Origin of the sequence: Novosphingobium sp. Chol11, from assembly GCF_900218065.1 — a bacterium.
GTDB lineage: Bacteria > Pseudomonadota > Alphaproteobacteria > Sphingomonadales > Sphingomonadaceae > Sphingobium > Sphingobium agri.
The window spans coordinates 2,081,656-2,093,883 of sequence record NZ_OBMU01000001.1; the positions used below are offsets into that span (position 1 = coordinate 2,081,656).

The 12,228-nt window shown below is 59.2% G+C and carries 13 protein-coding genes; 8 read left to right on the forward strand and 5 right to left on the reverse strand.

From position 1 onward, the window contains the following. Positions 1 to 1,128 (forward strand): DNA modification methylase (locus NCHOL11_RS10400; RefSeq protein WP_176502223.1); only part of this gene is annotated, 1,128 nt, incomplete at its 5' end. Continuing rightward, the gene (locus tag NCHOL11_RS10405) at positions 1,128 to 1,562 is read left to right on the forward strand and encodes a DUF5681 domain-containing protein (protein ID WP_141397847.1); all 435 of its coding nucleotides are present in this window, start codon (positions 1,128 to 1,130) and stop codon (positions 1,560 to 1,562) included. The genes NCHOL11_RS10400 and NCHOL11_RS10405, both read left to right, overlap by 1 nt. 180 nt (positions 1,563 to 1,742) lie before the next feature. On the opposite strand, the gene NCHOL11_RS10410 is transcribed toward NCHOL11_RS10405, so the two are convergent. Further along, on the reverse strand, positions 1,743 to 1,997 hold the full coding sequence (locus tag NCHOL11_RS10410; RefSeq protein ID WP_255254767.1) for a hypothetical protein: 255 nt from the start codon (positions 1,995 to 1,997) through the stop codon (positions 1,743 to 1,745). Positions 1,998 to 2,293: 296 nt separating this feature from the next. On the opposite strand from NCHOL11_RS10410, the gene NCHOL11_RS10415 reads away from it, so the two are divergent. The 5 genes from NCHOL11_RS10415 to NCHOL11_RS18575 are packed head-to-tail and all read left to right on the forward strand — an operon-like array spanning position 2,294 to position 4,911. Further along, positions 2,294 to 3,148, forward strand: coding sequence for an SDR family NAD(P)-dependent oxidoreductase (locus tag NCHOL11_RS10415; RefSeq protein ID WP_097092241.1), 855 nt, complete (start codon positions 2,294 to 2,296; stop codon positions 3,146 to 3,148). A gap of 2 nt (positions 3,149 to 3,150) precedes the next feature. Beyond that, positions 3,151 to 3,606, forward strand: coding sequence for a nuclear transport factor 2 family protein (locus NCHOL11_RS10420; protein WP_097092242.1), 456 nt, complete (start codon positions 3,151 to 3,153; stop codon positions 3,604 to 3,606). Then, a complete protein-coding gene (locus NCHOL11_RS10425) occupies positions 3,603 to 4,412 on the forward strand; it encodes an SDR family NAD(P)-dependent oxidoreductase (protein ID WP_097092243.1) in 810 nt (269 codons plus the stop codon). The genes NCHOL11_RS10420 and NCHOL11_RS10425 overlap by 4 nt, the downstream gene beginning before the upstream one ends. Before the next feature lie 18 nt (positions 4,413 to 4,430). Next, the gene (locus NCHOL11_RS18810; protein WP_097092244.1) at positions 4,431 to 4,739 is read left to right on the forward strand and encodes a helix-turn-helix domain-containing protein; all 309 of its coding nucleotides are present in this window, start codon (positions 4,431 to 4,433) and stop codon (positions 4,737 to 4,739) included. A 40-nt stretch (positions 4,740 to 4,779) separates the two neighbouring features. Then, a complete protein-coding gene (locus NCHOL11_RS18575; protein ID WP_255254768.1) occupies positions 4,780 to 4,911 on the forward strand; it encodes a hypothetical protein in 132 nt (43 codons plus the stop codon). A gap of 272 nt (positions 4,912 to 5,183) precedes the next feature. On the opposite strand, the gene NCHOL11_RS10440 is transcribed toward NCHOL11_RS18575, so the two are convergent. Next, a complete protein-coding gene (locus NCHOL11_RS10440; protein ID WP_097092246.1) occupies positions 5,184 to 5,366 on the reverse strand; it encodes a hypothetical protein in 183 nt (60 codons plus the stop codon). A 306-nt stretch (positions 5,367 to 5,672) separates the two neighbouring features. Between NCHOL11_RS10440 and NCHOL11_RS10445 the strand changes: the two genes are divergently transcribed. Beyond that, the gene (locus NCHOL11_RS10445; protein WP_176502225.1) at positions 5,673 to 8,192 is read left to right on the forward strand and encodes a TonB-dependent receptor; all 2,520 of its coding nucleotides are present in this window, start codon (positions 5,673 to 5,675) and stop codon (positions 8,190 to 8,192) included. Positions 8,193 to 8,552: 360 nt separating this feature from the next. Here the strand turns inward: NCHOL11_RS10445 and NCHOL11_RS10455 are convergent, their stop codons facing one another. The 3 genes from NCHOL11_RS10455 to NCHOL11_RS10465 all read right to left on the reverse strand — a co-directional run bounded on the left by NCHOL11_RS10455 (position 8,553) and on the right by NCHOL11_RS10465 (position 12,224). Then, a complete protein-coding gene (locus NCHOL11_RS10455; RefSeq protein ID WP_097092249.1) occupies positions 8,553 to 9,908 on the reverse strand; it encodes a glycoside hydrolase family 1 protein in 1,356 nt (451 codons plus the stop codon). A 384-nt stretch (positions 9,909 to 10,292) separates the two neighbouring features. Continuing rightward, a complete protein-coding gene (locus NCHOL11_RS10460) occupies positions 10,293 to 10,739 on the reverse strand; it encodes a nuclear transport factor 2 family protein (protein ID WP_097092250.1) in 447 nt (148 codons plus the stop codon). Between the two features lie 30 nt (positions 10,740 to 10,769). Beyond that, a complete protein-coding gene (locus NCHOL11_RS10465; protein ID WP_217991065.1) occupies positions 10,770 to 12,224 on the reverse strand; it encodes an alpha/beta hydrolase domain-containing protein in 1,455 nt (484 codons plus the stop codon). Positions 12,225 to 12,228: the final 4 nt, after the last annotated feature.

The window sequence follows — 12,228 nt, forward strand, 5'->3', positions numbered from 1 at the left end:
ACAATACCGGTAATCAGGCTAGAGCACCTTAATGATGCCGAGCTCCGCGCTTATGCGCTTGCCGCTAACAAGCTGCCTTCCGTTGCGAACTACGACATGGATGCACTCAGGCTTGAGCTTGAGGAGATCAAAGCCGATGTGCCCGAATATGATCTGAGCCTGACAGGCTTTTCCCTCGGCGAAATCGACCGGATCGCAGGTCGTCATGCCGCGACGCTGTATGACGACTTGGACGAAGAGGAAGAAGTAGACACCTTGTCGCCCCCGAAGAGCGCACGTGGCGACATATACGCACTTGGAAAGCATCGCCTTGTTTGCGGCGACAGCCTTTCGCCTGAAACTTTTACAGCGGTATTGAATGGCGAGTTAGCGGCATGCTGCTTTTCAGACCCGCCCTACAATGTGAAGGTGAACGGTCATGTGTCTGGCTCAGGCCGGCACGCTGAATTTGCGATGGCTTCAGGTGAGATGTCCCGAGCCGAGTTCGAAGCCTTCCTCACTTCCGTGCTGAACAACATACATTCCAACGTACGCGAGGGAGCCATAGCTTTCCTCTGCATGGACCACGCCCATCTGGGAGAATTGCTCATCGCAGGCGATGCTGTTTTCGAGGAGCGCTTAAACATATGCGTTTGGGACAAGGGGCATGGCGGGATGGGTTCCCTTTACCGCAGCCAGCATGAGCTTGTCGGCGTTTTCAAGAAGGGCACGGGCTCGCACGTCAATAATGTCGCCTTGGGGAAGAACGGTCGCAATCGGACGAACGTGTGGAATTTCCCCGGCATGGCTGGGTTCAGCAAGGCGCGAAAGAAGGCCCTCAAACTTCATCCTACGGTCAAGCCCGTGGCGCTGGTAGCCGAGGCGCTTCTTGACGTCACTGGCGTCGGTGATTTGGTACTCGACCCGTTTGGAGGGTCGGGAAGCACCCTGATAGCAGCCGAGCGCACCGGCCGGCGTGCGTGCTTGATCGAATATGAGCCTCACTACATCGACCGCACCATCCAGCGATGGGAGCGACTTACCGGTCTGACAGCAGAACTGACCTACCGCGCTAGCGATGATGAATATGCCGCTCCAGAGGCTGCGACGCCAGCCCTCTCGTCCACCGATGACCAGGAGGCGATTTGATGAGCCGATACGATGATCGACCATATGAGGTCGGCAAAGGCAAACCTCCGAAACGTACCCAATGGAAACCGGGTGAGTCGGGGAACCCCTCGGGGTCTTCAAAGAAGAAGCGCCGCAGCAAAGAGATGGACCTGCCTGAACTCGTGCGTAGCTTCGCAAATGAGAAAATTACGGTGACCAGCGGTGGGAAAAGGACCAAGCGTTCGAAAAGGGATATGATTGCTCTACGCCTTATCAATGATGCGATTGAAGGCTCAGCGGGTCACCGGCTCAAAGCAATCCCATTGCTGCGTTCCCTCGGCCTGTTTGATGTCGAAGCGCAGTTCGATGACAGCAAGGAAGCGCAGCAAGCGAGGATCGCAGAAGTGCTTCGCAGGCTTCAGCAGGAAGCGGAGAGGGATGAAGAGATGGAGAACAGTTTCCCAACCCGTTGAGCCGCTGCCCCTTTGTTCGCGCATCGATCGTTCTTACTGCCTGAGGGTAGCCTGTTCGGTAGAAGCCGTGCCCCTGAGGAGTGTCTGACCTGCGCGACGGGCGGGCTCCCCATTTCAAGCGCCGCTCAAATCCAACGATTGGGAGGTACGGCAACAAGCCGCACCCCCCTTCCTAAAAGCTCAAGCCGCTTCCCAGACCCTGTTCAGGATCTTGGCGGCCATTGCCGCCTTGTCCTGCGGGAGGAACCGACCATAATGTTTGGCGACCATTTCGGGCGTGTCCTGGATGGCGTAGCTTGCCTGCTCGTAGGAGCCGGTCTGCTTAAGGATGTGGGTGGCAAGAACGTCCCGCACATTATGCGGCCCATGCGGAAGAAGACCGTCGATCGCGCCCCGCCCAGTAAAGGGGTTCAAGACGCCGTAGCGCTGGATCACCAGGAATATGCAGCCTCATCGCTTTCCCCGTTTCCGGCAAAAAAAAGGCCGGTCGGCGACCGGCCTTTCACGGGGAGTGATGCCTAGAAGGCCACAGCATATTTAGGCCTCGAAGCGGGCCATGCAAGCCTAAAAATGGTATATGTTACATATTATGTGAGATGCTTGGCCTAGTGACATATCGCGCCCGCACAGTTGCAGTAAGGGAAAAATAGCGATAGCATTCAATTTATCGACGCATAATGATGCGCTGTTCAAAGTTTGTTTCGCACATGCGTAAAGCAAGGAGAGGGATATTGGCGCGCCTGTCAGATAAAATTGCGATCGTTACCGGCGGTTCCAGGGGCATGGGCGCAGCGACCGTACGACAATTTGTGCGCGAGGGCGCGAAGGTCGTTATCGCGGACCTGCTGCCCGAAGGCGAAGCACTGGCCCGGGAATTAGGATCATCGGTACTTTTTCACCGGACCGACATTTCCAGCGAAGCCGATTGGCAGGCCCTGCTCACAGCGACGGAATCCGCCTTCGGCACGCCCGACATCCTTGTCAACAACGCGGCGATGCAGCGTTTTCGTTCGATCCTGGAATGCGAGGTTGATGATTTCCGCAAGGTTGTGGACGTCAATCTTGTCGGCGCTTTCCTAGGCCTGAAGGTCGTGGGTGGCGCGATGGTGCGTCAGCGGCGCGGCTCTATCATCAACATATCGTCGGTCGATGGCATGCGCGGCGCCAACGGCTATGCCGCCTATTCCGCGAGCAAATGGGGCGTGCGCGGACTGACCAAGGTCGCCGCGATGGAATTCGGTCCGCGCGGCGTGCGGGTCAATTCGGTGCATCCCGGCGGCGTTCATACGGTGATGGGCAACCCCACCGGCGCAGCGGTCGAGGACATCGACAAGGGATTTGGCATGGTGCCAGCGCAGCGCAGCGGCCAGCCTGACGAGATCGCCGCGGCCACGCTCTTCCTGGCGAGCGATGAAGCATCCTACATCATGGGCGCCGAACTGGCGGTGGATGGCGGCTGGACCGCGGGCATCTACAACCAGATGCTTTCCGGTGCCCCGGAAGACGCGGATTATGGCGCGCGCACCGCCGCGCATGACATCAACAAGGTTCTGGATGACGCCCTTCGCGCCAAGGCAGGAAATTGATCATGACCACAGTTCAAACGCTGATCGACGAAAGAGACATCAACCGGGGCCTCAGCAGCTTCGCCCGCATTCTTGACCAAAAGCGCTGGGACGACCTGCCCACCGTGTTCGCCCGCCACCTGACGTTCAACTATGGCTCGGCCGGCGAACAGGAAGGGATGCAGGCGCTTGAAGCGCAGATGCGCCAATATCTGGACGTTTGCGGCGGCACGCAGCATTTGATCGGCAGCATCCTGGTTAACGTGGACGGCGACCGCGCGGAAAGCCGCGCCTATGTTCAGGCCCGTCACCAGCGTCGGGATGATCCGGCGGGCGCGATTTTCGATTCCACCGGCGAATATCGTGATCGCTGGGAGCGGCGGCCGGAGGGGTGGCGCATCGTTCGCCGCGACGCGATCTGGTTCCTGCACAGCGGCGATCCGGGCGTTCTGGCGGCTGAAGAAAGTCAACTTGGATGAGCGCTGGTACCTCGCTCGCCGAGCGCTACGGCCCCCGCGCCCTGATATTGGGCGGATCGGAAGGGATCGGCGCGGAATTTGCAGACCTTTTGGCCAGCGCGGGGCTCGATCTCACCCTTGTGGCGCGGTCTGCGGGCGCGCTGAACGAAACGGCGGCCAGGATCAGGGACGCGCATGGGGTGGAGGTCGATGTGATCGAACTCGACCTCACCGCCCCCGATATACCGTCAAAGGCCGGCGACATCATCGCTGCGCGCGATTTTGGGCTCGTCATCTACAATGCGGGCGCGACGCATGGCGTCAATCTGTTCCTGGACCAGCCGGTCGATCGCGCACTCAATCTGGTGGCGCTCAATTGCGCATCGCCAGTCGCCTTTGCACATGCCGCGCTTGGCAAGATGCGGGAAAAGGGACGCGGGGGGCTGATACTTATATCGTCCATGTCGGGGCTCGTCGGCAGTGGTTATGTCGCGGCTTACGCCGCGTCCAAGTCTTTCGAGATCGTGCTGGCCGAGGGGCTGCACTGGGAATTGCAGCGCGACGGGGTCGATATATTGTGCGCCGTCGCCTCGCTCACCGACACGCCCGCCATGCAGCGCTCCGGTATGGTGGAGGTCGAGGGACTGACGCCGATGGACGCCCGGACCTTCGCAACCGGGGCGATCGACGCGTTGGGAAGCGCGCCGGTCTGGTATGCCGTGGGCGACGCCGCGGTCGAGGGGATGCGTGCGATGCCGCGAACCGCTGTCACGGCGAACGCCTCCGCCATGTCAGCCCAGCTATGGGGCATAAAGGTCGATAACTGACGGGTTCAGCGTTCCGCCGTGATCGCCCGGTGCGCGCAGTTTCGGCTTCGGCTGCAGAAGAGGAGAACAGGATTGCGAAGTGCCATTAAACCGGCGCGGACGGCGGGCCGGAGGGGACGGCCTTCGCGGAACGAGGAAAGGGAGATCACGCTGGCGATCCGCGACGCCGCTCTCGTGCTTTTTCTCGAACATGGTTATGGCGCGACGTCGATGAAACGCATCGGCGAACAGGCCGGCGTTGCCCCCAACACGCTATATGCCCGCTTCCCCACAAGGCGACGCTATTCCGCGCAATCGTCGAATGGAAAGCCGCGATCTGGAAGGTGACCAACCCACCCCACCCCGCCATGCCAAGCCGGGATCGTCCATGACCGAGGTGATCGAAGTCGCGCTGACGGGTGTCTTCGATGCGATGGAGCGCGAAGACATCAGCGCGATCGGGCGTTTGCTGGCGCAAGAAGCCGAACGCTTTCCCGAGCTGGCGCAAAATTCATCATGAGAATGCGACGCGCACCGGCCATGAGGGGCTGGTCCAATCCATCCAGCAGAGCAGCGACTGCCCTTTACGAAGATCAGATACATGACCTTGCCTACACCGTTCTCGAATGCTCATCGGGCCACCTCAATCTTCGGATGCTGAACAGCGGCGGCGGACAGGAATACAAAGGCGGGCTGCCAAGCGCATCCCAACTTTGCTTTCTCTTGGCGTCATGAGGAAATGACTAGGATTGGGGAAAAGCCCAACGTCATGGGAACGGCCCTATACCCTGTTCAGAACATGCGGACGCCCTCGGGCACGGTGGGTTCCGGGCCGATCAGAACGACCCAGTTCTCGCTATCGGGGAAGCGCAGCGCTAGAACCTCCGACACGAACGGCCCGATCCGGCGTGACTCAAGATTGACGACGCAGGCCACCTGCTGCCCGGCAAGGGCGTCTGCCTCATCGTCAGGCACGGATTCGGTCAGGCGGCTTACCGTGGCTCATGTGTAATTTGATCAATCAGCCCGCTCTGAGGAGCGGAGCCGTTAAACTGATAACATCAGAATATATAATCTCGAGCGCTCCAAGCGCCGCTCGGCGCACGCCTAGGGGTGCTGAACTGACACAGTCAGAAAAAAAAGATGACACGTTACATATATATGTAGAAATCTATGGGGGCGGCCATATTATGGCTTACGCATTTCACTGTATCACGCTTGCAACGCGTCCTGACCGACATATCGGCGAGCGCACATCAAAAAGGAGGGGATTTCTTCGTTATGCTTAATTTATCAGTTCACGCGCGACTGCTGACCGGTATCGCCATTGGCAGCCTGAGCGTCGCTGCATATGCGCAGGAAGCACCGCCGCAATCGCAGCCTTCGGCACTTAGCGGCTCCGACATCATCGTCACGGCCACTCGCCGCAACGAATCGTTGGTCGATGTGCCATTGAACGTGCAGGCGATCACGTCGGAAGATATCACGAATCAGGCCATCACCAACTTCAGCGACATCGATACGCTGGTTCCCGGCCTTTCGCTCGACACCACGGCGCAGGGCAATGAAGCGTCCATTCGCGGCGTCACCACGGCTTCCGTCTCTGGCGCTCCGCAGTCGCTCGACATTTATTTGAACGACGTGCCGGTGTTGGCCTTCTCGATCTTCTCTGCGCTTTATGACGTCGGCCAGATCGAAGTGCTGCGCGGTCCGCAGGGCACACTTCGCGGCAGGACGGCGCCGACCGGCGCGATCACCATTTCGACGCGGCGGCCCGACATGAACGCATTTGGCGGCTATATCGAAGGTCAGATGCTGTCCCACGAGCGGTTTGGCTACACCCTTCAGGGCGCTGTCGGGGGTCCGATCATTCCGGACGTGCTCGCCTTCCGGCTCGCGGGCTTCTACCAGCAGGATGATCTCAACGGCACCCGGAGCATCAACAACAACGTCGAATCGGAGCAGCGGATCAAGAGCGGTCGCGCCACCCTTCTGTTTACGCCGGGCGATCGCTTCGAACTACTGGCTACCTATCAATATAATGAGACCGACGAAGAGAAAGTTGCCCGCCTCGCCGGAGCGGGCCGCGGTTATAATGGTCCGCCGTTGACGGGTGAGGAAAATTCCGGGGTGGCCGAAGCCCCCGACTATACCAACAGGACATTCCACTTTGCCTCGATCAACGCCAAATATGATTTCGATTTCGCGACGCTGAACTATATCGGCGGCTGGACCAAATCGAAGAATACCCGCAAAGGCCGCCAGCAGATCGACCCGGGCAACGCCATTATCGGCTTCAACTATCTGCCGGGCAATATAGCTGACATCGAAGTTCAGCAGTGGTCGCACGAACTGCGGCTGCAATCGAACACGAAGCCGGGCGATTTCCTGGATTGGACGGTCGGCTATTACCGGGCCAATGGCGGTTCGCGCGTCGATCAGAACATCACCTTCGTCAGCGCGGGTCCGGGCAGCGGCATCCTGGGCGATCCGGCCATCGTCGGTCCCACAGGACCCGCCGTGCCCACCGCGTCGGACGTCAATCTGAACTATCTGACGCGGGGCGTTCTCCGGCTCCAGCCTGGTTCCTTCAGCATCTTCGGTGATCCCGGTCGTGACCTGGAACAGTCGCTTTTCGCCAGCACCACCTTCAACTTCGATTCGGGCACCCACGTCCGTCTTGGTGCGCGCTATATCTGGGGTCACAAGGATTATGACTTCAATCTCGCTTTCGACAGTCCGCTGCGCATCGCTCAGCCGCTGGGCTTCCCGACTGCCGGTGTCTGCGGCTTCCTCCCGCCGCCATTCCCCGGGGCTACATTCGCACCTTCAAGCTATCCGACCAGCTGCGATATCCTGATTCCCCTCCCCAACCCGCCTTCACTTGATCAGCAGGCGAAGCTCAACGACTGGGTGTACGACATCAACATCCGGCAGGAATTGGGCGAACATCTCAATGCTTATGCGAGCTACGCCCGCAGTTTCCGGTCCCCCGGCGCGAGTCAAGGCGATGTCCCAGCCCAGTTCGTGATCGTGAACGCCGAAAAGTCCGACAATTACGAAATTGGCTTAAAGGGCGAACTGTTCGATCGGCGTGCCCGCTTCACCATCGCGGCGTTCCAACAGGACTTTAAGGGCTACAATGCTACCGTATCCAACATTCCGTTCGTGAGTGGCGGTTTGGCTAACGGCACCGTGGCCGATGCTTTCTCCTTGACCTATAATGGCGATGCGCGCGTTCGGGGCTTTGAAGCGGACATCAGCGGCAACATCACCGACCGCTGGAGCGCTCGCGCATCAGTCGCTTATGTGAAGGGCAAGTTCCAGAACGCCTCGCAGCCATGTCGTGACGCCAATTTTGACGGCATACCTGATAATGGTACTCCGACCTTGGGAGACTTCCAGGGAGCAGGCGTGATAGTGGCGACCTGCGCGACCAATGGTCCGATCAATGGGCTGCCGAAATGGACGGCGACGGCGCAGACGGAATATTCGATTCCGATCGGTGACCGTGGCGAAGGGTTTATCCGTGGTTTGCTCAACTATAAGAGCGACGGCCTGATCGTTTCCAGCAATGCCAAGATTCCGGAATATGCAACCGTAGATATCTATGCTGGTGTGAACTACGATAATTTCCGGGCCAGCATCTTCGCGAAGAACCTGTTCGATACGACGCGTTTGGTCGATCAGGGCGGTTTGCTGAACACGTTGGGATCCGTTCCCACCGGATATCGCGAAGTCTTCTACACCCAGGGCCTGCAGATCGGCCTCAACCTGGGCTTCCGCTTCGGCGGCGGCTAAGCTTGCACAAGGAGCGGGCCGGCCAACAGTCCGGCCCGCTCCTCATTTCCGCTAAGATTCTCGCTTTTTTTCCAGTGAATTCCGACGGTAAGTAGATCTCGTCGGCTTCGATGAGCCGCACTAACCCGATCAGCAGCGCCATGATGGTTTGGTGCCAGTATAACAAGACTGCCAGCGGCGATGAGCGGGCCCGCACAAGTTTTCGGCCGTCCTGATCTGCGGCGGTTCTACCAAAAGCGAGGTGTTCGAAATGCTGATGGGCGATGAGCTCGCCCAGATGGTGTTCACGGACGCGCTCTGCGCAGGCGACAGTCTGAATAAAGTCCCCCTCCCTTCCGGGATGGGGGCTTTTCTTTTGCCTCAAATCGCGTTCCGCCGGGCAATCGCGCCAAGGTGGCGGCCGCTGGGTTTGACTGTGCGCTTGAAACTGGCGCGATCGACATCCACCAAGCCAAATCGCTGATGAAAGCCTTCGTTCCATTCCCAATTGTCCAACAGCGTCCAGTGGAAATAGCCGCGGACATCGGCGCCGGCGTCGATCGCCGCCTTTAATCCGGCCAGCGCGCCACTGATATAGTCGACGCGACGAGCATCATTATCGGTCGAAATACCGTTTTCGGTGACGTAGATCGGTACCTTTACCCGGGAAGCAGCATAGCGAACAATATTACCGATGGCAGGGGGATAATATTCCCACTTGCTCTTGGTGAATTCGGCATCCTTGCCTGCCTTGCGCGGTCCTTCCGGTCCAATCAGGTAACGGGTATAGCCTTGCACCCCCAGAAAGTCGCTACGTGCGGCCGCTTCTAGCCACTGTGAGTAGACTTCCTGGCGTTTCTGCGCGACTTTGGCTTCACCTCCGTCAACGGGCTGATCATCACCAATCGACACGATTGCTCCGACCGGGAACTTGCCAGGGCCAGCCTTGAGGGCCGCCATGGCAAGTTCGTGCGCCCGGATCATCGCCGGCACCGCTGCCTTCGGATCGCTGAACAGGAAGGACGAAAACTCATCGCTGCCCACTTTCTTGGCGGCGAGCTTCATCAGCGGGGCCGACATGGAGGCAATATCCATCGGCTGGCCGGTCGCGCTTTGCATGTCCGGTGACCATTTGACAACGAGCGGCGCGTTGGGCTCGTTGAACGGCACCGCCATGCCGATGAGGTCGCCCATATGCTTGGACACCCGTTCGGCGTAGCGCGCGAACAGTTCCGGCGCGTCCGGCTTGTTCCAGGCGCCACGGGCGGCGAACCAGCGCGGCGAGGAGAAATGATTGAGCGTCACATTGGGAAAGATGCCGGCATCGCGGCAGGCGGCGATACAGCGGCGGTAATGATCCAGTTCCGCCAGGGAAAACTGCCCTTCTTCCGGTTCGACGCGTGACCATTCGATGGAAAAGCGATAGGCGTTGAGGCCCATAGCCTTCACCAGCGCGACGTCCTCACCCCAGCGGTGATAGCTGTCGCAGGCATCGCCTGACCTCTCCCTAAAGGGAGAAGGCTTCATATTTTCTACGATCCACAGATCCGAACTGACATTGTTGCCTTCTGTCTGGTGCCCCGCGCTTGAGGCACCCCAGAGAAAGCCCGTGGGGAATCTTCCCTTCGGCGCGTTCCGTGTTGGAGCAGCAGCCGTGCTTGGGGCGGAGAGCAGGGCTGATCCAGCAGCCATGCCCATCAGGATCGATCGTCGATCCAGCGCGTCAGCGAAATCCATGAAATATCCTCTTCACATCCTTAGGGCCGCGCCGCGATCCTCGAAAACGGGACCGGCACCGTGACCGATGATGATTAAAAAGCAAGGTGCTTGTCAATTTAATAGAGCTGCAATAGCAGTCCGCGCGCATCTCATCGCTTCCAGAGGCGACCGCATCATACAATATTCTGGGGAGAGAATTTTACGCGACTTAGGCAGTTTGCGCGCTACGCAGCGATGGCGGGTTCGGTTGGTAGGATTTACCCCACCATCCCATCCAGCAGGCGAGCGAATTCAAGAATGATGCGGCAGATGCCGCGTCCGGCACCGTCATCGTCACCGCAGACGATCGCATTCGCATCAGTCGCTCAAATCTGATTGCCCCCTTCGGCGCTTTCGCTGAGGTCAGCCCACCTCCACCCGGATACGCGACAGCCGGATTTCCTGTATCCGCCAGTCGCCGCCGACGCGGACATAGCGCTCATGATAATGACCATAGCCGTGCATCCATTTGAAGGGCAGCGGCGAGCCCTCCTGAACCCACAGCTTGTCCTCCATAGCCCAAATACCCGTCGCGTGATCCGGCCCCTCAATCCAAATTTCTGGCATATGTCCGTGATGGACGGTCTGGACGTGCTGCAGGATCGGAGCAAGCTTGGCGACATAGGCGGCCGCCCCATGGGTCAGTTGGCTTTCGTCCTGCTGACCGGTGGATTCCCGAAAGTCCGCAACCAGATCGGGAGCGAAAGTCGCTTCCAACCCGGCCCAATCCTTCATGTCCATCGTCCGGAAATAGCGCGCTTTGAGCGCGTGAATTTCCGATGCGGCGGCAAGTTTTTCTGCTTCAGTCACAATCTCATTCCCAAGCTGAAAAGTCAGACCTTACCAGGTCACCTTGTTCGCGGCTTCAATGGCGGCCTGCGTGTCAGGCGGCAGCAGTACGCCGCGCTTCTCTGCCGCCTTTGCCGCTTCCGCGAAGCGTTTGTGGTAGACGTCCGGGGTTCCGTAGAGCGCCTTCAGCCGCTCCTTGGTGAACGGGAATGTCCGGCCCGAACCACCGATACATTCGCCTCGCCAATCATATCGGGCGACCGGCACATCCACCCATGGTGTGCGGAGCCCCCCCTTCACATTACCGTTCGCATCGAAATAGCCGGCCGGCTCAAGCACCGGCTCCTTCGGTCCTTCAAAAGACGCAAGCTGAGGGAAGCTGGGTGCTGCCTTGCCGCTCTTGATCCATCGGTCAACGGCTATGATTGCAGCGCCCGAGACATATTGCACCGGAAGGGTGTTGGCATAATCCACGGGACAACCGCCCGCGTTCAGGCCGAGATCGCGTGTATTGGCCTTACCCACGCGGTCCATATAGGGGCCGGTCGTATGGGAACTGCCCGCGGGCGCCCAAAAACGCAGCATCTTGCCTTCCGGCCGTGGTCCGCGTTCGGCAGAAGCCGTGGTAGTGTTAAGCACGATCACCGGCACGCCAACATCGTTGCGCACGACTGGGGCAGGCGTATCGACGCCCGTCAACTTCAAATGTGCACCCCTGTGAAGATCTTGCAAGAAAAAGCCGTCAAACACTCTCTGACTCGGCTGAATGGCGTTGATATAAATCGCCATCCGTTCGCCAGCGATCGTGTTGCCCACCCCAATTACGGCTTTCGGTTTTAAACCGGAGAATGGATCGGGCCCGCCTGCGATCATCTTGCTCTTCAGAGACGCGGCGATCTGAGTCAGTATGTCATAGGACATGTCTGTCGATGGCACCGACAAGCTGCCATAGCGCTGCGGATCCCAGCGGGCGAGCGTGGTGCCGACCGGGATTTGCCTGCCGGCATAGGTGATCATCTGCGGCGGCTTTTTGTCATCGATGCCTTCATGGTGCATCGACACCCCTACCCAGCCGAAGCCGTTGCGCAGCAGCGTTTCAGCGTTCCAGCGATAATTGGTATCCCGTTCAGTGCCGTAATATTCCTGCATATATTCGACAACGACGGTGCCATTGAACTTGGCGGCCGGTGGTTTACGGACGAGAATGCGCGTCTTGTAGGGCATATCTTCGCCCGAAACGACCTGCCAGCGGCCATCCGCGCCTAGCGTCGTGCCCGGCGCAACCGCATAGGCATGGGCTTTGCCCGAAACGAAATATTCGCTTTCGGTATAACCATAGGGCGCCAGATCGACGATCGATGCAGAATAGGGAACGCCGCGCGTCCCGCCCGTCACCGGCCCTTCGATCGTGACACTGCCGACGCTGGCGTGCTGCGCCTTCGCTTGTCCGCGCGCCGACAGGGCGCTCCCCGGCTGAACAAGCATCGTTGCCGCCAAGAGGGGCATCAAC

What these genes read in the sequence shown, in the direction of transcription:
- NCHOL11_RS10425 (WP_097092243.1), top strand. Translation starts at nt 3,603, where the DNA reads ATGAGCGCTGGTACCTCGCTCGCCGAGCGCTACGGCCCCCGCGCCCTG.
- NCHOL11_RS18575 (WP_255254768.1), top strand. Translation starts at nt 4,780, where the DNA reads ATGACCGAGGTGATCGAAGTCGCGCTGACGGGTGTCTTCGATGCGATG.
- NCHOL11_RS10455 (WP_097092249.1), bottom strand. Translation starts at nt 9,908, where the DNA reads ATGGATTTCGCTGACGCGCTGGATCGACGATCGATCCTGATGGGCATG.
- NCHOL11_RS10465 (WP_217991065.1), bottom strand. Translation starts at nt 12,224, where the DNA reads ATGCCCCTCTTGGCGGCAACGATGCTTGTTCAGCCGGGGAGCGCCCTG.
- NCHOL11_RS10420 (WP_097092242.1), top strand. Translation starts at nt 3,151, where the DNA reads ATGACCACAGTTCAAACGCTGATCGACGAAAGAGACATCAACCGGGGC.
- NCHOL11_RS10445 (WP_176502225.1), top strand. Translation starts at nt 5,673, where the DNA reads ATGCTTAATTTATCAGTTCACGCGCGACTGCTGACCGGTATCGCCATT.
- NCHOL11_RS10405 (WP_141397847.1), top strand. Translation starts at nt 1,128, where the DNA reads ATGAGCCGATACGATGATCGACCATATGAGGTCGGCAAAGGCAAACCT.